Source organism: Pseudomonas sp. WP18 (assembly GCF_036689585.1).
GTDB classification, from domain to species: Bacteria; Pseudomonadota; Gammaproteobacteria; order Pseudomonadales; family Pseudomonadaceae; genus Aquipseudomonas; species Aquipseudomonas chlororaphis_E.
Genome location: NZ_CP144758.1, coordinates 5,007,308 through 5,028,244, shown reverse-complemented (window position 1 = coordinate 5,028,244; position 20,937 = coordinate 5,007,308). Strand labels below are relative to the sequence as shown.

General features: G+C 63.3%; 15 protein-coding genes. 12 read left to right on the top strand and 3 right to left on the bottom strand.

Going from position 1 to position 20,937, the window contains the following annotated elements:
- Positions 1-7: 7 nt before the first annotated feature.
- The 9 genes from rnhB to ispD all read left to right on the top strand — a co-directional run bounded on the left by rnhB (position 8) and on the right by ispD (position 12,424).
- Complete coding sequence (rnhB, locus tag V5F23_RS22290; protein WP_161796094.1) at positions 8-652, top strand: ribonuclease HII; 645 nt, start codon at positions 8-10, stop codon at positions 650-652.
- Positions 653-893: 241 nt separating this feature from the next.
- The gene (gene dnaE / locus V5F23_RS22285) at positions 894-4,415 is read left to right on the top strand and encodes a DNA polymerase III subunit alpha (protein ID WP_042728617.1); all 3,522 of its coding nucleotides are present in this window, start codon (positions 894-896) and stop codon (positions 4,413-4,415) included.
- 150 nt (positions 4,416-4,565) lie between these two features.
- Positions 4,566-5,513 carry an acetyl-CoA carboxylase carboxyltransferase subunit alpha gene (locus V5F23_RS22280; protein WP_042728618.1) on the top strand — a complete coding sequence of 316 codons (948 nt, stop codon included), beginning with the start codon at positions 4,566-4,568 and terminating at the stop codon, positions 5,511-5,513.
- Between the two features lie 131 nt (positions 5,514-5,644).
- Complete coding sequence (gene tilS / locus V5F23_RS22275; protein WP_338496590.1) at positions 5,645-6,973, top strand: tRNA lysidine(34) synthetase TilS; 1,329 nt, start codon at positions 5,645-5,647, stop codon at positions 6,971-6,973.
- A gap of 274 nt (positions 6,974-7,247) precedes the next feature.
- The gene (locus V5F23_RS22270; RefSeq protein ID WP_042728620.1) at positions 7,248-8,879 is read left to right on the top strand and encodes a CTP synthase; all 1,632 of its coding nucleotides are present in this window, start codon (positions 7,248-7,250) and stop codon (positions 8,877-8,879) included.
- A 4-nt stretch (positions 8,880-8,883) separates the two neighbouring features.
- Positions 8,884-9,729, top strand: a complete 846-nt coding sequence (gene kdsA, locus V5F23_RS22265) for a 3-deoxy-8-phosphooctulonate synthase (protein ID WP_042728621.1) — start codon at positions 8,884-8,886, stop codon at positions 9,727-9,729.
- Positions 9,730-9,981: 252 nt separating this feature from the next.
- Positions 9,982-11,271, top strand: a complete 1,290-nt coding sequence (eno, locus tag V5F23_RS22260) for a phosphopyruvate hydratase (protein ID WP_042728622.1) — start codon at positions 9,982-9,984, stop codon at positions 11,269-11,271.
- 170 nt (positions 11,272-11,441) lie between these two features.
- The gene (ftsB, locus tag V5F23_RS22255) at positions 11,442-11,720 is read left to right on the top strand and encodes a cell division protein FtsB (RefSeq protein WP_003184873.1); all 279 of its coding nucleotides are present in this window, start codon (positions 11,442-11,444) and stop codon (positions 11,718-11,720) included.
- Positions 11,717-12,424, top strand: coding sequence for a 2-C-methyl-D-erythritol 4-phosphate cytidylyltransferase (gene ispD / locus V5F23_RS22250; RefSeq protein ID WP_212802976.1), 708 nt, complete (start codon positions 11,717-11,719; stop codon positions 12,422-12,424). Before ftsB ends, ispD begins: the two co-directional genes overlap by 4 nt.
- Positions 12,425-12,708: 284 nt before the next feature.
- On the opposite strand, the gene V5F23_RS22245 is transcribed toward ispD, so the two are convergent.
- The 3 genes from V5F23_RS22245 to V5F23_RS22235 all read right to left on the bottom strand — a co-directional run bounded on the left by V5F23_RS22245 (position 12,709) and on the right by V5F23_RS22235 (position 17,576).
- Positions 12,709-14,043, bottom strand: a complete 1,335-nt coding sequence (locus V5F23_RS22245; protein ID WP_042728624.1) for a sigma-54 dependent transcriptional regulator — start codon at positions 14,041-14,043, stop codon at positions 12,709-12,711.
- Entirely contained in the window at positions 14,036-15,802 is a 1,767-nt protein-coding gene (locus V5F23_RS22240) for an ATP-binding protein (protein ID WP_042728625.1), read from the bottom strand. The genes V5F23_RS22245 and V5F23_RS22240 overlap by 8 nt, the downstream gene beginning before the upstream one ends.
- Before the next feature lie 250 nt (positions 15,803-16,052).
- Positions 16,053-17,576 (bottom strand): fumarate hydratase, encoded by a 1,524-nt coding sequence (locus V5F23_RS22235; protein ID WP_042728626.1) that lies wholly within the window; start codon positions 17,574-17,576, stop codon positions 16,053-16,055.
- Between the two features lie 388 nt (positions 17,577-17,964).
- Here V5F23_RS22235 and V5F23_RS22230 point away from each other — a divergent pair, with 388 nt between their 5' ends.
- The 3 genes from V5F23_RS22230 to V5F23_RS22220 are packed head-to-tail and all read left to right on the top strand — an operon-like array spanning position 17,965 to position 20,777.
- Positions 17,965-19,071, top strand: coding sequence for a GGDEF domain-containing protein (locus V5F23_RS22230; RefSeq protein WP_338496587.1), 1,107 nt, complete (start codon positions 17,965-17,967; stop codon positions 19,069-19,071).
- Positions 19,064-19,999, top strand: a complete 936-nt coding sequence (locus tag V5F23_RS22225) for an iron-sulfur-binding ferredoxin reductase (RefSeq protein WP_047736674.1) — start codon at positions 19,064-19,066, stop codon at positions 19,997-19,999. Before V5F23_RS22230 ends, V5F23_RS22225 begins: the two co-directional genes overlap by 8 nt.
- Positions 20,000-20,027: 28 nt before the next feature.
- Positions 20,028-20,777: an enoyl-CoA hydratase gene (locus V5F23_RS22220; RefSeq protein ID WP_047736672.1), complete on the top strand. Its 750-nt coding sequence runs from the start codon at positions 20,028-20,030 to the stop codon at positions 20,775-20,777.
- Positions 20,778-20,937: the final 160 nt, after the last annotated feature.

Here is a 20,937-nt window from a genome sequence, read left to right as displayed (position 1 = left end):
CTCGAAACTGCAGATGGGCCTGGACTTCAATCTGGTCGCCGAAGTGGAAGAATTGGTCGCCGGTGTCGACGAGGTGGGCCGTGGCCCGTTGTGCGGCGCCGTGGTAACGGCCGCGGTCATTCTCGATCCGAACCGGCCGATCCTGGGCCTCAACGATTCCAAGAAGCTCACCGAGGCCCGTCGCGAAAAGCTCTACGACGAGATTTGCGAGAAAGCCCTGAGCTGGTGCATTGCCCGGGCCGAGGTCGAAGAGATCGATGAGCTGAACATCCTCCACGCTACCATGTTGGCCATGCAGCGCGCGGTGCAGGGCCTGCACATCACGCCGAAGCTGGCGATGATCGACGGCAATCGCTGCCCGAAACTGTCGATGCGCGCCGAGGCGGTGGTCCAGGGCGACGCGAAGGTGCCCGCCATCGCGGCCGCATCGATTCTGGCCAAGGTCAGCCGCGATCGGGAAATGAGCGCCTTCGAACTGATTTATCCGGGCTACGGCATCGGCGGCCACAAGGGCTACCCGACCCCCGTGCACCTGGAAGCCTTGGCACGCCTCGGGCCAACGCCGATCCACCGGCGCTCGTTCGCTCCGGTGCGGCTGGCTTATGAGGCGCGTGAAGGGTTGATCATAAACAGTCAGTACCCTGTTTCTTGAGACAAACGCTGCTTTTGTGGCGAGGGGATTTATCCCCGTTGGACTGCGAAGCAGTCCCGAAGTCTGTCAGACGCAACGGGTTGTCAGGTTTAAGGGCCGCTTCGCGCCCCAGCGGGGATAAATCCCCTCGCCACAAAGGCCGTGTTCGTATGTTCAAGGTCGGACACTCATGGCTGATGTTTTACCCCAGGCCCGGTACAATCCGGGCCTTGTTGTTTTCATGACTTAACGCAGGATCACTATGCCGGCTTCATTCGTTCATCTACGCCTGCACACTGAATATTCCCTGGTCGACGGTCTGGTGCGGATCAAGCCACTGGTCAAGACCCTGGTGGGCATGAACATGCCTGCCGTGGCGGTCACCGACCAGAACAACATGTGTTCGCTGGTCAAGTTCTACAAGGCCTCCATGGGCGCCGGGATCAAGCCGATCTGCGGTGCCGACCTGTGGTTGTCGAACAAGGACCCGGATGCGCCGTTGAGCCGCATCAGCCTGCTGGTCATGAATGCGGTGGGGTATCGCAACCTCACCGAGCTGATTTCCCGGGGCTTCATCGATGGCCAGCGCAACGGTTCGATCATCATCGAACGCGAGTGGGTGGCCGAGGCCAGCGAAGGCCTGATCATGCTGTCGGCGGCCAAGGAGGGTGAGATCGGCTTGGCTCTGCTCAGCGGCAACCCCGAGGAGGCCGAGGCATTGGCCCGGGACTGGATGGCGGTGTTTCCCGACCGCTTCTACATCGAGGTGCAGCGCACCAATCGGCCCAATGACGAAGAGCACCTGCACGCCGCCGTGGCCCTGGCCGACAAGCTCGGCGCGCCGCTGGTGGCCACCAACGACGTGCGCTTTATCAAGCCGGAGGATTTCGAGGCCCACGAAACCCGCGTCTGCATCGGCGAAGGCCGTGCCCTTGACGACCCGCGCCGCTCGAAGAACTACAGCGACCAGCAATACCTCAAGAGCGCCGAGGAAATGGCCGAGTTGTTCAGCGACCTGCCTGAGGCGCTGGAAAACACCGTCGAGATCGCCAAGCGTTGCAACATCGAGGTCAAGCTGGGCAAGCACTTCCTGCCCAACTTCCCGATTCCCGATGGCATGACCATCGACGAATATTTCCGCAAGGTGTCGTTTGATGGCCTGGAAGAGCGCCTCAGCGTCCTGTTGCCCAAGGACACCACCGAGGATTACGAAGCCAAGCGCCAGGTCTACATCGACCGGCTGAATTTCGAGCTGGATATCATCATCCAGATGGGCTTCCCCGGTTACTTCCTGATCGTGATGGACTTCATCCAGTGGGCCAAGAACAACGGCGTGCCGGTCGGTCCGGGCCGGGGGTCGGGTGCCGGGTCGCTGGTGGCCTACGTGCAGAAGATCACCGACCTAGACCCGCTGGAATATGACCTGCTCTTCGAACGGTTCCTCAACCCGGAACGGGTTTCCATGCCCGACTTCGACGTCGACTTCTGCATGGATGGTCGCGACCGGGTGATCGACTACGTGGCCGAGAAGTACGGCCGCAATGCGGTGAGCCAGATCATCACCTTCGGTTCCATGGCCGCCAAGGCGGTGGTGCGGGACGTGGCGCGGGTGCAAGGCAAGTCCTACGGCCTGGCGGACCGCTTGTCGAAAATGATCCCGTTCGAAGTCGGCATGACCCTGGAAAAAGCCTACGAGCAGGAAGAAATCCTGCGGGACTTCATCAAGGTCGATGAAGAGGCCGCGGAAATCTGGGAGATGGCCCGCAAGCTCGAAGGCGTGGTGCGTAACGTCGGCAAGCACGCCGGTGGCGTGGTGATCGCCCCGACCAAGCTGACCGACTTCTCGCCGATCTATTGCGATGAAGAGGGCGACGGCCTGGTCACCCAGTTCGACAAGGATGACGTCGAGGCAGCGGGCCTGGTGAAGTTCGACTTCCTCGGCCTGCGGACCCTGACGATCATCGACTGGGCGCTGAAGACCATCAACCGCGACCGGGCCAAGCTCGGCGAAGAGCCACTGGACATCGCGTTCATCCCGCTGGACGACAAGCCGACCTACAGCCTGTTGCAGAAGGCCGAGACCACGGCGGTGTTCCAGCTTGAATCCCGGGGCATGAAGGAGCTGATCAAGAAGCTCAAGCCCGACTGCCTGGAAGACTTGATCGCACTGGTGGCCCTGTTCCGTCCGGGGCCGCTGCAATCGGGCATGGTGGACGACTTCATCAACCGTAAGCACGGTCGCGCCGAACTGGCCTACCCACACCCGGACTACCAGTACGACGGCCTCAAGCCGGTGCTGGCACCGACCTACGGCATCATCCTGTATCAGGAACAGGTGATGCAGATCGCCCAGGTGATGGCCGGCTACACCCTTGGCGGCGCGGACATGCTGCGTCGGGCGATGGGTAAGAAAAAGCCCGAGGAAATGGCCAAGCAGCGCGGCGGCTTCATCGAAGGCTGTGCGAACAACGGCATTGATGCGGACCTGGCCGGTAACATCTTCGACCTGGTGGAAAAATTCGCCGGTTACGGCTTCAACAAATCCCACTCCGCCGCATACGGCCTGGTGTCGTATCAGACCGCCTGGCTGAAGGCGCATTACCCGGCGCCGTTCATGGCCGCCGTGCTCTCGGCGGATATGCACAACACCGACAAGGTCGTGACCTTGATCGAAGAAGTGCGGACCATGAAGCTGCGCCTCGACGCGCCGGACGTGAACGCCTCGGAGTTCAAGTTCACGGTGAACGAAGAGGGCCGCATCATCTACGGCCTTGGCGCGATCAAGGGTGTGGGCGAGGGGCCGGTGGAAGCGATCACCGAGGCGCGCCAGGACGGGCCGTTCAAGGACCTGTTCGACTTCTGCGCCCGGGTCGACCTCAAGCGCATCAACAAGCGCACCCTCGATGGCTTGATCCGCAGCGGCGCGCTGGACCGGCTCGGCCCCTATTTCCATGATGAACCCAAGGCCTACCAGGCCAACATCGACCGCAACCGCGCGGTGTTGCTGGCGGCCATGGAAGAAGCCATCAAGGCGGCCGAACAGACCGCCCGCACCCACGACAGTGGCCACGCCGACCTGTTTGGCGGGCTGTTCGTCGAGGAGGACGCCGACGTCTACGGCAATCATCGCAAGGCCAAGGAACTGACCCTCAAGGAACGCCTCAAGGGTGAAAAAGACACCCTGGGCCTGTACCTCACCGGGCACCCGATCGACGAGTACGAAGGCGAGATCCGCCGTTTTGCCCGTCAGCGCATCATCGACCTCAAGCCGGCCCGGGACACCCAGACCGTCGCCGGTATGATCATTGCCCTGCGGGTGATGAAGAACAAAAAGGGCGACAAGATGGGCTTCATCACCCTCGACGACCGCTCCGGGCGTATCGAGGCCTCCTTGTTCGCCGATGCATTCCATTCGGCCCAATCGCTGTTGCAGACCGACGCGATGGTGGTGGTCGAAGGCGAGGTCAGCAACGATGACTTCTCCGGTGGTCTGCGGCTGCGGGTCAAGCGGGTGATGAGCATGGAGGACGCTCGGACCAACCTGGCCGAGAGCCTGCGCCTGAAGCTGCAGACCCAGGACCTCAAGGGCGACCAGTTGCGCTGGCTGGGCGAATTGTTCAAGCGCCATCGCGGCGCCTGTCCGATCACCATGGAGTACATGCGGCCCGACGCCAAGGCGGTGTTGCAGTTTGGCGAGGGCTGGCGGATCGACCCGGCGGATGCGTTGATTCAAGCCTTGCGTGACCAGTTCGGCAAAGACAACGTCTTCCTCCAATACCGTTGACGGCCAGGGGCCACCTCGCAAACCCGAGTGCCCCCTGATCTCGACCCGGATTTTTAATCTCGACCTGAACGCGCCTCTCCCTTAAGGTAGGCGCGAATAGACAACCGGCCGGCCCAAGCTCTCTTGGACGTCGACCCAAGACGGACGCCTATGAACCCGAATTTTCTAGATTTCGAACAGCCGATCGCCGACCTGCAAGCCAAGATCGAAGAGTTGCGCTTGGTCGGTAATGACAATTCGCTGAATATCGGCGATGAAATCTCTCGTCTGCAGGACAAGAGCCGTACGCTGACCGAAGACATCTTCGGCAAGCTGACCAGCTGGCAGATCGCGCGCCTGGCGCGTCATCCGCGTCGTCCCTACACCCTGGACTACATCGAGCACATCTTCACCGAGTTCGACGAACTGCACGGCGACCGTCACTTCTCCGACGACGCCGCGATCGTGGGCGGTGTGGCTCGCCTGGAAGACCAGCCGGTGATGGTCATCGGCCATCAGAAGGGCCGTGAAGTGCGCGAGAAGGTGCGTCGCAACTTCGGCATGCCGCGTCCTGAAGGCTACCGCAAGGCTTGCCGCCTGATGGAAATGGCCGAGCGCTTCAAGATGCCGATCCTGACCTTCATCGACACGCCGGGTGCCTACCCGGGCATCGACGCCGAAGAGCGCAACCAGAGCGAAGCGATCGCCTGGAACCTGCGGGTCATGGCACGCCTGAAGACCCCGATCATCGCCACCGTCATCGGCGAAGGCGGTTCCGGTGGTGCGCTGGCCATTGGTGTCTGCGACCAGCTGAACATGCTGCAATATTCCACTTACGCGGTGATCTCGCCGGAAGGCTGCGCCTCGATCCTGTGGAAAACCGCCGAGAAGGCCCCGGACGCCGCTGAAGCCATGGGCATCACCGCCGAGCGCCTCAAGGGCCTGGGCATTGTGGACAAGGTGATCAACGAGCCCGTGGGCGGCGCCCACCGCGACCCGGCCGCTGCCGCCGCGCTGATTCGTGCCGAACTGAGTTCGCAATTGTCGATGCTGAAGAAACTCGACCACGACACATTGCTGACCCGTCGCTACGATCGTCTGATGAGCTACGGTCTCTGATCTGACGGCAGTACCCTGTGGGAGCGGGCTTGCTCGCGAATGCGCAGTGTCAGTCGACATAATGTTAACTGGCACTGCGCATTCGCGAGCAAGCCCGCTCCCACATTTGATTGGTGTGAAGGCCCATGTCCATGAATCAATCCAGGATTGATCTCCCCACCGGGCTCCTCACCCAACTGTCCCCCTGGCGCAACGCTACCGCCTGGCACATCGCCTTCTCCGGCGGCCTCGACTCCACCGTGCTGCTGCACCTGCTCGTTTCGCTGTCCAAACATCACACCCTGCCCCCGATCCGGGCGCTGCACGTCCATCACGGGCTCCAGGCTGCGGCCGATGCCTGGCCGGAACATTGCCGTCGGGTGTGTGAGGCACTGGGCGTGCCGTTGCACGTGGTGAGCGTTGAGGTTTGCCTGGGTGCCAGCCTCGAACGCGCTGCCCGGGAGGCGCGCTACGCGGCCTTTGCTGCAACGCTCCAGGCCGACGAAGTGCTGCTCACCGCCCAGCACCAGGATGATCAGGCCGAAACCCTGTTGTTCCGCTTGCTGCGCGGGGCGGGCGTGCGCGGTTTGTCGGCGATGCCCCGGCAGCGTCCCCTCGGGCACGGGTATTTGTTGCGCCCGCTGCTCGAGGTATCCCGGGCGGCGTTGGAGGCCTACGCGACGCAGCAGGGCTTGAACTGGATCGAGGACCCCTCCAACGACGACCTGCGGTATTCGCGCAATTACTTGCGCCGGCGGGTGTTTCCGCTGCTGGCCGAGCACTGGCCTCGGGCGTCCATGAGCCTGGCTCGCAGCGCCGCACACATGAGCGAAGCCCAGGATTTGCTGAGCGACCTGGCGCGGCTCGACCTGGCCGCTGCCGCGAGCCCGGACGCGTTCGACTGGCTGGGTGTGCCGTCGCTTGAACTGGCGCCCTTGCAGGCCCTGTCTGCGGCGCGCCAGCGCAACGCATTGAGCCATTGGCTGGCGGCGCTGACCCTGTTGCCCGACAGCGATCACTGGTCCGGCTGGGACGCGTTGCGCGATGCGGTGCATGACGCCCGGCCGATCTGGCGCCTGGCCGGAGGTGAGTTACACCGTGGTGGCGGGCGAGTCTGGTGGTTATCCGACCACTGGCTGCGCCCGGTCGCCGGCGCTGTTCAATGGCCGGATCCGGCGGCCGCGTTGTACTTGCCGGGCAATGGCCGGGTCACGCTCAACGGCCAGCGGCCGGCGGGGCCCCTGTGGATCCGCTATCGTCAAGGTGGCGAGGTGCTGCAATTGCCGGGCCGTGGGCATCGCGACCTCAAGCGTTTGCTCAATGAGCGCGCGGTGCCGGCCTTCGTTCGCGGCCGATTGCCGCTGCTGTACCAGGGCCAGCGATTGCTGGCGGTGGCTAATCTGGGCGGGCTCGACTGCGCGGCAGATGGCAGTTGGCAATTGGTCTGGCAGCCAGGAAGCCAAGATCGGGGTTTGAGCTGAAAGGGGCTTTCCGGTAGACTACGCTCCCTTCTTGATACAACTTCTGTGGATTCGCCTGAATTGCAGGAGTTGCCGATTACCAAGCAGTCTTTGCTGGGCGATTCCAAAAAATGTGTAGCGAGCAACGTACCGGTGATTTCACTTCCGGTCTGTCCCAACGCGGCGGTTTTTTTGAAAGGTGCACTGTGATTAATGCAGGTGATCGGGGGCTTCGGCCTTCCTTCGCTTTCCCCGGCGGCTCGGACCGCTTTAACGCAGACTTCTAGGGTTTTTCATGACGCGCTACATATTCGTCACGGGCGGTGTTGTTTCTTCATTGGGGAAAGGCATTGCCTCGGCTTCATTGGCGGCCATCCTGGAGGCGCGGGGACTTAAGGTCACCATGCTCAAGCTGGACCCGTACATCAACGTCGACCCGGGCACCATGAGCCCGTTCCAGCACGGTGAAGTGTTCGTCACCCATGACGGCGCCGAGACCGACCTGGACCTGGGCCACTACGAGCGGTTCATCCGCACGACCATGACCCAGAACAACAACTTCACCACCGGCCGTGTCTACGAGCACGTGCTGCGCAAGGAGCGTCGTGGTGACTACCTGGGCGCGACCATCCAGGTCATCCCGCACATCACCGACGAAATCAAGCGCCGCATCATCAAGGGTGCTGGCGACGCCGACGTGGCGATGGTCGAGATCGGCGGCACCGTGGGCGACATCGAGTCCCAGCCGTTCCTCGAGGCCATCCGCCAGTTGCGTTTCGAAATCGGCGCCAAGCGCGCGATGCTGATGCACCTGACCCTGGTCCCGTACATCGCCACCGCTGGCGAAACCAAGACCAAGCCAACCCAGCACTCGGTCAAGGAGCTGCGCTCCATCGGCCTGCAACCGGACGTGCTGATCTGCCGCTCCGATCACCCGATCGACCTGTCGTCGCGTCGCAAGATCGCCCAGTTCACCAACGTTGAAGAGCGTGCGGTGATCGGCCTGGAAGACGCCGACACCATCTACAAGATCCCCGGCATCCTGCACTCCCAGGGCCTGGACGATTTCGTCGTCGAGCGTTTCGGCCTGCAGTGCGCCGGTGCCGACCTGTCCGAGTGGGACGCCGTGGTCGATGCCAAGCTCAACCCTGAGCACGAAGTCACCATCGCCATGGTCGGCAAGTACATGGAGCTGCTGGACGCCTACAAGTCGCTGATCGAAGCGATGAGCCACGCCGGTATCAGCAACCGCACCAAGGTCAACCTGCGCTACATCGATTCCGAAGACATCGAGAACCAGGGCACTGGCCTGCTCGAAGGCGCCGACGCGATTCTCGTGCCGGGCGGCTTCGGCCTGCGAGGCGTGGAAGGCAAGATCACCGCCGTGCAATACGCTCGCGAAAACAAGGTGCCTTACCTGGGGATCTGCCTGGGCATGCAAGTGGCGGTCATCGAGTTCGCCCGTAACGTGCTGGGCTGGAAAGACGCCAACTCCACCGAATTCGATCGCGCCAGCGGCCACCCGGTCGTGGGCCTGATCACCGAGTGGGAAGACGCCACCGGCGCCGTTGAAGTGCGCACCGAATCTTCCGACCTGGGCGGCACCATGCGCCTCGGTGCCCAGGAATGCCTGCTCGAAGCTGGTTCCCTGGTGCACGAGTGCTACGCCAAGGACGTGATCGTCGAGCGTCACCGCCATCGCTACGAAGTGAACAACAACCTGCTGCCGCAACTGATCGAGGCTGGCCTGAAGATCTCCGGCCGCTCCGGTGACGGCGCGCTGGTCGAGGTGGTCGAGTCGCCGGATCACCCATGGTTCGTGGCTTGCCAGTTCCACCCCGAGTTCACCTCGACGCCACGGGACGGTCATCCGCTGTTCAGCGGTTTTGTGAAAGCCGCTTTGGCCCAACACCAGAAAAAGGCATAAGACGATGGCCCAGAAGATCATCCGCGTCGGTGACATCGAGATTGCCAACGACAAGCCCATGGTGCTGTTCGGCGGCATGAACGTGCTGGAAAGCCGTGACATGGCGATGCAGGTCTGCGAGGAGTACGTCAAGGTCACCCAGAAACTGGGGATCCCCTACGTCTTCAAGGCCAGCTTCGACAAGGCTAACCGTTCGTCCGTGACTTCCTACCGTGGCCCAGGTCTGGAAGAAGGCATGCGGATCTTCCAGGACATCAAGCAAGCCTTTGGCGTGCCGATCATCACCGACGTCCACGAGCCTGCCCAGGCGGCGGTCGTGGCCGAGGTCTGCGACATCATCCAACTGCCGGCCTTCCTGTCGCGCCAGACCGACCTGGTGGTCGCGATGGCCAAGACCGGTGCGGTGATCAACATCAAGAAGGCCCAGTTCCTCGCGCCCCAGGAAATGAAACACATCCTGAGCAAGTGCGAGGAGGCCGGCAATGACCAGTTGATCCTCTGCGAGCGCGGTTCGAGCTTCGGCTACAACAACCTGGTGGTGGACATGCTCGGCTTCGGCATCATGAAGCAGTTCGAATACCCGGTGTTCTTCGACGTGACGCACGCCTTGCAGATGCCTGGCGGCCGTTCCGACTCCGCCGGTGGTCGTCGTGCCCAGGTCACGGACCTGGCCAAGGCGGGCATGAGCCAGTCCCTGGCCGGCCTGTTCCTGGAAGCCCACCCGGATCCGGACAACGCCAAGTGCGACGGTCCTTGCGCCCTGCGCTTGAACAAGCTGGAACCTTTCCTGTCTCAGCTCAAGGCGTTGGACGAGCTGGTCAAGGGTTTTGCGACGATAGAAACCGCGTAAGGCGGTTTTCTCCGGTAAAGTACCGCTCGTTTATCGCTCTGGCCTGCGGGCCGCACTGCTCTTGTGGGAGCATGATTTGCCAGCGATGGCGCCCTTGAGGCCCCCATCGCCGACAAGCCGTGCTCTTGTGGCGAGGGAGCTTGCTCCCGCTGGAGTGCGAAGCGCTCCCATTCGGTCTCTTTTGGCTGAATCGCAGCTGAGGGTGAGCAAGTTTTCTGCAACGTTCTAGTCAACTTTGGAGTGTTTACAACAATGGCAAAAATCGTCGACATCAAAGGTCGTGAAGTTCTCGACTCCCGTGGCAACCCCACTGTTGAAGCGGACGTGCTTCTCGACAACGGCATCATCGGCAGCGCCTGCGCGCCGTCCGGTGCTTCCACTGGCTCGCGCGAAGCGCTGGAGCTGCGTGATGGCGACAAGGGCCGTTACCTGGGCAAGGGCGTGCTGAAAGCCGTCGCCAACATCAATGGTCCGATCCGTGACCTGTTGCTGGGCAAGGACCCTGCCGACCAGAAAGCCCTCGATCAGGCGATGATCAAGCTCGACGGTACCGAAAACAAGGCTACCCTGGGCGCCAACGCGATCCTCGCCGTGTCCCTGGCTGCCGCCAAGGCCGCCGCCCAGGACCAGGACCTGCCACTGTACGCCCACATCGCCAACCTCAACGGTACGCCGGGCGTCTATTCGATGCCGGTGCCGATGATGAACATCATCAACGGCGGCGAACATGCCGACAACAACGTCGACATCCAGGAGTTCATGGTGCAGCCGGTGGGCGCCAAGTCCTTCTCCGAAGGCCTGCGCATGGGCACCGAGATTTTCCATCACCTCAAGGCTGTGCTGAAGGCCCGTGGCCTGAGCACCGCCGTTGGCGACGAAGGCGGTTTCGCTCCGAACCTGGCCTCCAACGAAGACGCGCTGAAAGTGATCTCCGAAGCCGTGGCCAACGCCGGCTACACGCTGGGCACCGACGTGACCCTGGCCCTGGACTGCGCCGCCAGTGAGTTCTTCGAAGACGGCAAGTACAACCTGTCCGGCGAAGGCCAGGTGTTCACCGCAGAAGGTTTCGCCGACTACCTCAAGGGCCTGACCGAACGCTACCCGATCATCTCCATCGAAGACGGCCTGGACGAGTCCGATTGGGCGGGCTGGAAGATCCTCACCGACAAGATCGGCGAGAAGACCCAGCTGGTGGGTGACGACCTGTTCGTGACCAACACCAAGATCCTGAAGGAAGGCATCGACAAGAAGATCGCCAACTCGATCCTGATCAAGTTCAACCAGATCGGCACCCTGACCGAAACCCTGGAAGCCATCCAGATGGCCAAGGCCGCCGGCTACACCGCCGTGATCTCCCACCGTTCCGGTGAAACCGAAGATTCGACCATTGCCGACCTGGCCGTGGGCACCGCGGCAGGCCAGATCAAGACCGGTTCGCTGTGCCGTTCCGACCGCGTTTCCAAGTACAACCAACTGCTGCGTATCGAAGAGCAGTTGAACGGCAAGGCCAAGTACAACGGTCGCGCCGAGTTTCGCGGTTAAGCGGTAGATGGTAAAAAGACAGCGGGTTATGTCGGAAAAGTCGCCCATGCGGCGCTTTTCCCTCTAATCTGATGCCTTATCAAGCACAAGCCTGGGTCTTCCAGGCTTCGTGCTATCAGACGCTGCAAAGTTTGGCATGGCGGTCTTTTTTCACTGGATACTGATATTCGATGCGCAGTCCCAATTGGTTGTTTCTTGTCTTGCTCCTGTTGCTGGCCGGCTTGCAGTACCGCCTCTGGGTGGGTAATGGCAGCCTGGCGCAAGTGGCCGACCTGACTCAGCAGATTGCCGACCAGCATGCCGAAAACGAGGCGTTGCTGGAGCGTAATCGGGTAATGGACGCCGAAGTCACAGAGTTGAAAAAAGGCATGGAGACCGTCGAAGAGCGGGCTCGCCATGAATTGGGCATGGTCAAGGAGGGTGAAACCCTCTACCAGTTGGCCCAATGAGTATTCGTTTGCCGGCCTTCTGGGCCGTGATTCCTGCCGCGGGCGTGGGTGCCCGGATGGCCGCGGACCGACCCAAGCAGTACCTGCAACTGGGTGGACGCACAATTCTTGAACACAGCCTTGGCTGTTTCCTCGATCACCCCACCGTCAAGGGCGTGGTGGTGAGCATTGCCCATGATGATCCCTACTGGCCGAGCCTGGCTTGCGCCAGCGATCCGCGCATCCAGCGCGTGGACGGCGGCGAGCAGCGTGCGGACTCCGTGCTCAATGCCTTGTTGCATCTGCACGGGCAGGGCGCCGACGATCATGACTGGGTGCTGGTGCACGATGCGGCGCGGCCCAACCTGTCCCGCGATGACCTGGACACCTTGCTCGGCGAGTTGGTGAACGATCCGGTCGGGGGCCTGCTGGCGGTTCCGGCCCGGGACACCTTAAAGCGCGTCGACAAACACGGCCGCGTAGTGGAAACCGTGGATCGCAGCGTGATCTGGCAAGCCTACACGCCCCAGATGTTTCGCCTCGGCGCGCTGCACCGGGCCCTTGCCGACAGCCTGGTGGCGGATGCGCTCATTACCGATGAAGCTTCGGCCATGGAGTGGGCGGGGCAGGCCCCTCGCTTGATCGAGGGGCGTTCCGACAACATCAAGATCACCCGCCCTGAAGACCTGGAGTGGCTGCGCCAGCGTTGGGCGCATCGCCGCTAGTCCCGTACCCGTAAGGGCGTCACCGCTCCGTGGCGAGGGAGCTTGCTCCCGCTGGGCTGCGTAGCAGCCCTAAAAGCTTGGGACCGCTGCGCGTTCCAGCGGGAGCAAGCTCCCTCGCCACGATAAGTGATGAACCTCAAGTGAACAGCATTACGCCAGTACCGGGGATGTCCTGTTCCAGTTAACCCGCTTCGCGAGCAAGCTCGCTCCCACAGGAAGCTGTGTACACAGTCCAATGTGGGCGCGAGCTTGCTCGCGAAGGCGTCGGCCCAGTCGACCTGCCATCAGTTGTCTTGCAAAAACATTTCCCGGTTCAAACCATGGCGCTGCAGCTTTTCATTGAAGGTGCGGCGCGGCAGTTGCAACTCTTCGAGCACCGCTTTCACGTCGCCCTTGTGCCGTGTCAGGGCGGCGCGCAGGCATTGGGCTTCGAAGGCCTCCTGCTGGGCGGCCAGTGACTGCCCGGGCTCGCTGTCCAGGGTGTGCGGCTGGTCCAGCCCCAGTACCTGGCGTTCGGCGACGTTGGCCAGTTCACGCACGTTGCCCGGCCAGGCATGGCTGAGCAGGTGATTCAACTGCGGGCCGCTCAGGGGCGCGGCGGTGCGGCCCAGGCGCTCGGCGGCGCTGTGGGTGAAGTGTTCGAACAGCAGCGGGATGTCCTCGCGCCGTTCCCGTAGCGGTGGCAAGCGCAGCTCGGCGATGTTCAGGCGATAGGCAAGGTCTTCGCGAAAGCGCCCGGCCCGGGCCTCATCCAACAGGTCGGGCTTGGTCGCGGCGATGATCCGCAGGTCGACGTGGATGCTCTGGTTCGAGCCCAGCCGTTCGAGCTTCTGTTCCTGCAGCACCCGCAGCAGCTTGACCTGCTGGGCCAGGGGCATGCTCTCGATTTCATCGAGGAACAACGTGCCGCCGTGAGCGTATTCGAGCTTGCCGATACGCTTGCCCTGGGCGCCGGTGAACGCGCCGCTTTCATGGCCGAACAGCTCCGCCTCGAACAACGGTTCGGGAATGGCCGCGCAATTCAGTGCGACAAAAGGCTTGCTCGCCCTCGGGCCGAAGTCGTGCAGGCAACGGGCGACCAATTCCTTGCCGCTGCCGGTTTCGCCGCGGATCAGGACGTTGACCGGCAACGCGGCCAAGTCCAGCACCTGGCGGCGCAGGTTCTGCAAGGCGCGGGACACGCCCAGCAGCGTCCCGTCGAGGCGGGCCCTGGCGTCGGCCTGTTCGTGCAGGCGACGGTTCTCCAGGACCAGGGTGCGCTTGTCCAGGGCCCGGCGCAGGCTGCCGAGCAGGGCTTCGGGGCTGAAGGGCTTTTCCAGGAAGTCGTAGGCGCCGTCGCGCATGGCTTCCACGGCCATCGGCACGTCACCGTGGCCGGTCAACAGGATCACTGGCAGGTCCGGGTCGCGGCGGCGCACTTCGGCCAGCAGTTCCAGGCCGCTGAGGCCGGGCATGCGCACATCGCTGAGGATCACCCCGGGGTAGTGCTCCGGCAATTGCGCCAGGCAGTCTTCGGCGCGACTGAACAACTGCACCTGGAACCCCGACAGGCTCAACCATTGCTCGACGGCACTGCGGATGCTGCCTTCGTCATCCACGACCATGACTGAATCAAGCATGCAACTGCGCCTCCTGGTCGATGGGCAAGGTCACGCAGAATACCGCGCCGTGTTCATGGTTGTCCGCTGTCAGGCGCCCACCCGACTCATGAATGATCGCAAACGACACCGCCAGCCCCAGCCCCAGGCCGTCGCCCACTGCCTTGGTGGTGAAGAACGGGTCGAACACCTGGGCCAGGTGCTCCTCGGCGATCCCGCAGCCGCTGTCGCTCACGCACAGGCGCCACAGTTGTTCATCGGCCTCCAGGCGTACTTCCAGGCGCTTGAGGGGCTGCCCGGCCATGGCGTCGAGGGCGTTGCGCAGAAGGTTGATCAATACCTGTTCGAGGCGGATCGCATCGCCACGCACCCATGCCGGACGCGTCAGGTGCAGCACGGTGCTGACCTGTTCGTCCCGTAGACGGGTGTCCAGCAATTGCAGGGCCTGGTCCACCACCGCCGCCAGGTCGAGCCGTTCGCGCAGGCCGCTGGGGCTCTTGCGGGCGAAGGTTTTCAGGTGGCCGGTGAGGGCGGCCATGCGGGTCAGCATGTCGTCCACCGGCTTGAGGGCCTTATAGGCATCGTCGACCCGGCCATGGTCCAGCAGCAGGCGCAACGTGGCCAGTTGCATGCGCTGGGCGGTCAGTGGCTGGTTGATCTCGTGGGCCAGGGCCGCGGACATCTGCCCCAGGGCCGCCAGCTTGGCCGATTGCACCAGGCCGTCCTGGGCCGTGCGCAGGTCTCGGGTACGGACTTCCACCAGCCGCTCAAGCTCTTCGCGACTGCGCTGGCGAAGTTTGGCCAGGCGCCAGCGCTGGTTGAGAAACAGCAGCAGGAACACCAGCGCCAGCCATGATCCGGCGGCGGCAAGCCCGGCGTTGCGCAGGTCCTCGAAGGCGATCTGCGGGTGGCGCAGCAGGTGCAGCGTCCAGCCTTCGGCGCTCAACGGCAGGGACTCCCAAAGGTAGTCGGCAGTGCCGTTGGGGGCGGCGACACGGGCCAGATGGCTGTTGTCGTCAAAGCGTCGTAGCGATTCGATGGCCAACGGTTGCAGCGGTTGCTTGTCGTACTGGCGGGTAGTCTTGAGTTCGGCGCGGTCGCTGTCGGTCAACGGCTGCAAGTGGCGATAGCGCCAGCCCGGCCGATTGGCGATGAACACGATACCCCGGGCATCACTGACCAGCAGGGTGTCGCTGCCCTGGCGCCATTCGCGTTCAAGCTCTGGAAACTCCAGTTTCACCACCATGGCGCCGAGGAATTCGCCGTGGTCGCCGGTCACCGCGCTGGAGAGGAAATAGCCCGGTATGCCGCTGGTGACGCCCACCGCATAAAAGCGCCCGGTGCCCTGGGTGCGGGTCTGGATGAAGTAGGGCCGGAACCCGTAGTTGTGTCCGACATAGCTGCTGGGCAGTTGCCAGTTGCTGGCCGCGACGGCCAGGCCGTTATGGTCGAGCAACTCCAAGGTGGACGATTGGGCGGCACCGTTGATCTGCTCCAGCTTGCGATTCAAGGCGTCCTGCTGCGCGCCCTCGACCGGCCCCTTGAGGGCCGAGCGCAACTCGGGGTCCAGCGCCAGCACGGCGGGCAGGGCGCGGTAGCGTTCGATCAGGGTGTGCAGGGAGTTGGCGTACAGCGCCAATTGCTGGCTCGCTCGGTGAGCGTCCTCTTCCAGGGCGGCACGCTCGGCGTGGCGCATGGCGAGGGTGGCGGCGACTGCCGCGCCGGCAAGGATCAGCAAGGTGTACAGCGACAGGCGCAAGGTGCGGGTGGTTGGCAACATGCTGGCGTGAACAGATTGAAAGTCGGGCGGGCACCATAGCATGGCTTGAACACCGTTTTCGCAGACAACCAAAAACCCTTGTGGGAGTGGGCTTGCTCGCGAAGGCGGTGTAGCGGTTAACCACGATGTCCACTGATGCACCGCCTTCGCGAGCAAGCCCGCTCCCACAGGGTTCAAGGCGGTATCCGGGTACGAAAAAGGCCGGTGGGCATTGAGCTCACCGGCCTTTTTCAGCGCATCGAAGGGCGTGTTACTGCACTTCTACCGCCAGGCTGTCGCTGATTTTCTTTTGCCAGATGGCCGGGCCGGTGATGTGCACCGACTCACCCTGGCTGTCCACGGCGACCGTCACCGGCATGTCCTTGACCTCGAACTCGTAGATCGCTTCCATGCCCAGCTCGGCGAACGCCAGGACCTTGGATTTGCGGATCGCCTGGGCCACCAGGTAAGCGGCGCCGCCGACGGCCATCAGGTACACGGCCTTGTTGTCCTTGATCGCTTCGATGGCGGTCGGACCGCGCTCGGATTTGCCGATCATGCCCAGCAGGCCGGTCTGTTCGAGGATCTGGCGGGTGAACTTGTCCATCCGCGTGGCGGTGGTCGGGCCTGCCGGGCCCACGACTTCGTCACCCACCGGGTCGACCGGGCCGACGTAGTAGATGAAGCGGCCCTTGAGGTCCACCGGCAAGGTTTCACCTTTGTTCAGCATCTCGACCATGCGCTTGTGCGCCGCGTCGCGACCGGTGAGCATCTTGCCGTTGAGCAGCACGGTTTCGCCCGGCTTCCAGCTCTGCACTTCTTCCGGGGTCAGGGTATCGAGGTTAACGCGGCGAGCCGAAGGGCCGGCTTCCCAGACGATTTCCGGGTAGGCGTCCAGCGGTGGCGCTTCCAGCTCCGCCGGGCCCGAGCCGTCGAGCACGAAGTGGGCGTGACGGGTGGCGGCGCAGTTGGGGATCATGCACACCGGCAGGGAGGCGGCGTGGGTCGGGTAGTCCATGATCTTCACGTCGAGCACGGTGGTCAGGCCACCCAGGCCCTGGGCGCCGATGCCCAGCTGGTTGACCTTCTCGAACAGCTCCAGGCGCATTTCTTCGATGCGATTCTGCGGGCCGCGCGCCTTCAGCTCGTGGATGTCGATGGATTCCATCAACACTTCCTTGGCCATGACGGCGGCTTTCTCGGCGGTACCGCCGATGCCGATGCCCAGCATGCCCGGCGGGCACCAGCCGGCACCCATGGTCGGAACGGTCTTGAGTACCCAGTCGACGATGGAGTCGGACGGGTTGAGCATGGCCATCTTGGACTTGTTCTCGGAGCCGCCGCCCTTGGCCGCCACGTCCACTTCCACGGTGTTGCCCGGGACGATGGAGTAGTGGATGACCGCTGGCGTGTTGTCCTTGGTGTTCTTGCGGGCGCCTGCCGGGTCGGCGAGGATCGATGCGCGCAGGACGTTTTCCGGCAGGTTGTAGGCGCGACGTACGCCCTCGTTGATCATGTCGTCCAGGCTCATGGTCGCGCCATCCCAACGCACGTCCATGCCCACGCGCACGAACACGGTCACGATGCCGGTGTCCTGGCAGATCGGCCGGTGGCCGGTGGCGCACATGCGCGAGTTGATCAGGATCTGCGCCATGGAGTCACGGGCCGCCGGCGATTCTTCGCGCAGGTAGGCCTCGTGCATCGCCTGGATGAAGTCCACGGGGTGGTAGTAGGAAATGAATTGCAGGGCGTCGGCAACGCTCTGAATCAGGTCGTCTTGCTTGATCACGGTCATGAGTCGCGCTCCTCTAAAAGACGGGAACATTCAATAAGGTGTCATCCGCTTGGGTGCATCGGTCGACGGACGACACCTCTTAAGGCACGCCGGGCATGCTGGCGCGACGCTAAAAAGGCGCGGCAGTATATCGCAGGCAGGCACCCTGTGGGGGAGGTTGCTCGCGATAGCGACGGATTGAACAGGTGCGTGGGTGAAAACCTGTGGCGAGGGAGCAAGCTCCCTCGCCACAGGGGGCATCAAACGCGTCAATCCAGGCCATTGCTTTGACGCCATTTTTCTGCTCCAGAATTGAATGGTCATTTGGCCTGCACGCCACTAAAGTGGCGTCTGGCCTGTAGCGTAGGACGCCTCCTGTCAGTTTCTCTTTCCCATGGTGAGTCAACGATTGACCCATAACGCCATCCAACGTCTTTTGCTGAAACGCTTCGCTCTGGCGGCTGCGACTTACGCGCTGGCACTGGTGTTGTTGTGGCTGGCATTTTTCAGTGGTCACTACCTCGATTCGTTGCGCGGTGTCGTCATCGGCAGCTTGCTCGTGGTGGTGTGCCAGGCAGGGTTGTTCGCGTTGTTCATCACCGGTCGCAACCTGCGCTTCGCGGACCCCAGCCTGACCGAAATACAAGTGTTGATCGGCCTCGGCTGGCAGACCTGGATGATGGCGCACCTGGACCAGGCCCGAGGCGTGTTCCTGGTGTTCTACGTGCTCATCCTGCTGTTCGGCCTGTTCCACCTGACACGCCGGGTCTTCGTGCGCTGCGCGATGCTGGTGTTCTTCAGCTTTACCGGCATTACCCTCTGGGATGGCTATTTCTTCCGGCTCCCCGACCCCACGCTGGCCGGGTTGCAGGTGTGCGTGCTGTTCATGGTGCTGGTGTGGCTGGTGTTCTACGCGCGCTACGTCCAGACCTCGCGCCAGCGCATGCGCCAGCGACGGTTTGCCTTGCAGGCGCACCAGGACACGTTGCGCGGCATGATGCGCCAGCTCGAAGACCTGGTGGCCACCGATGAGCTCACCGGGTTGTTCAACCGCCGGCATTTCCTGCGCCTGGCGTCCCGCGAGCTCAACACCCTGCGGCCCGGCGTTGCCCATGGCCTGGCGTTGATCGACCTCGACCATTTCAAGCGCATCAACGATCTGCACGGCCACGCCGCCGGCGACCAGGTGCTCCAAGCGTTCGCCAGTGTCGCCACGGCCTGCCTGCGCGAAGGCGATGTGCTGGCCCGTTACGGCGGCGAGGAGTTCGTCATGCTCCTGCCTGCCTGCGACCCGTCGCGTCTGACGGCCTGCTGCGAGCGATTGCGCCTGGCGTTCACCGAGGTCGAGTTGGTCGGGCTGCAGGTCGGGTCGCTGAGCTTGTCGGCGGGCATGACGATGCTGGAAATGGGCGATGACCTGGACAACGCGTTGCAACGCGCCGACCAGGCCCTGTACCGTGCCAAGCGAGACGGCCGCAATCGTTGCGCTGCCGCTTGGGAGAGCGTCGATGCCTGAACTGACAGTCGCTGGCCGGCAATGGACGGTGGCGGTGGGCAGTAACCTGTTGGACGCATTGAATGCGTCCGGTGTGGCGGTGCCCTACAGTTGCCGGGCGGGCAGTTGCCATGCGTGCCTGGTGCAATGCCTGAGCGGCGATGTGCGTGACAGCCGGCCCGATGCCCTGAGCCCGACCCAGCGTGATCAGGGCTGGCGGCTGGCCTGTCAGTGCCAGGTGGTCGAGGATGTGCAGGTCCACACCTTCGACCCGCAACGCGACGGTCGCGCGGCTCAGGTAGCGGCGGTGGATTGGCTGGGCGCCGATGTGTTGCGCCTGCGGATCACCCCCGAGCGACCACTGCGCTACCGTGCCGGCCAGCACCTGGTGCTGTGGGCCGGCGAGGTGGCACGGCCGTATTCCCTGGCGAGCCTGCCGGAGGAAGACCGTTTCCTGGAGTTTCACCTTGATTGTCGCGAGCCCGGCCAGTTTGTCGATGCGGCTCGACAGTTGAAGGTCGGTGACCCGATCCGCCTCGGCGAACTGCGTGGCGGCGCCCTGCACTATGACCCCGACTGGACCGACAAGCCGCTCTGGTTGCTCGCCGCCGGCACCGGGCTGGCGCCGCTGTTCGGCCTGCTTCGCGAAGCCTTGCGCCAGCATCACCAGGGCGCCATCCGCCTTATTCACGTGGCTCATGATGAAGCCGGGCACTATTTGGCCAAACCCTTGGCCGCACTGGCGTCCAAGCATGCAAACCTGGACGTGGAGCTTCTGACCGCGACCGAGGCGCCATCCGTGTTGACGCAACTGCGGCTTGTTTCCCGGCAAACCCAAGCCTTACTCTGCGGCCATCCCGACCGGGTCGAGGCCTTTGCCAAGCGCCTGTACCTGGCCGGCCTGCCGCGCAATCAACTGCTGGCCGACGTCTTCCTGCCCCGTGGTTGAGCGCTGATTTCCAGACGCGAGACCGACCATGAGCGAAACCCTGTTACTTGACCGCGAGCGCGGCTTGCTGACGATGCGGCTGAACCGTGCGGACAAGAAAAACGCCCTGACCCGGGCCATGTACAGTCAATTGGCCCAGGCCCTGGCGACGGCCGACGCCGACCCGAAGATTCGCGCGGTCCTGCTGACCGGTTCCAGCGACTGCTTCACCGCCGGTAACGACATCGTCGACTTCCTCGAACAGCCGCCGGACGATCTCGATAACCCGGTGTTCCAGTTCATGCTCGCCCTGCTGGAGTGCCGCAAGCCGGTGATTGCCGCCGTCGCTGGGCCGGCGGTCGGCATCGGCACCACGCTGTTGCTGCATTGCGACCTGGTCTACGTCAGCCGGGATGCGCGGCTGCGGATGCCGTTCGTCAACCTGGGGCTGTGTCCGGAGTTCGGCTCCAGCCTGATCCTGCCGCGATTGCTGGGCCAGGCCAGGGCGGCGCAATTGTTGTTGCTGGGCGAGGGCTTCAGTGGTGAACAGGCGGTCGCCTGGGGCCTGGCCACCGAGGCGTTGGACACGGGGGACGCGGCCTTGGCCAAGGCGCGTGAGGTGGGGCTGAGGTTCGAGTCGCTGCCGCCTGAAGCCGTGCGCATCAGCAAGCAGTTGATGAAGGCACCGGGTCGCGAATCGTTGCGCCGGGCGATCGAGGAGGAGGGTGCCTTGTTCATCCAGCGACTGCGCTCGCCGGAAGCGATGGCGGCGTTGTCGGGGTTTATCGAGCGGCGTTGAGCTCTCCGGCGCCTGGGTCGACGCCTTCGCGAGCAAGCTCGCTCCCACAAAAGCCTGCGTATGCATAACCTTTGTGGGAGCGAGCTTGCTCGCGAAAACGCCAGTGGGAGCGACATATTTCCAAGGCCGAAAACCAAAAAGCCCCGCCATTCACATGGCA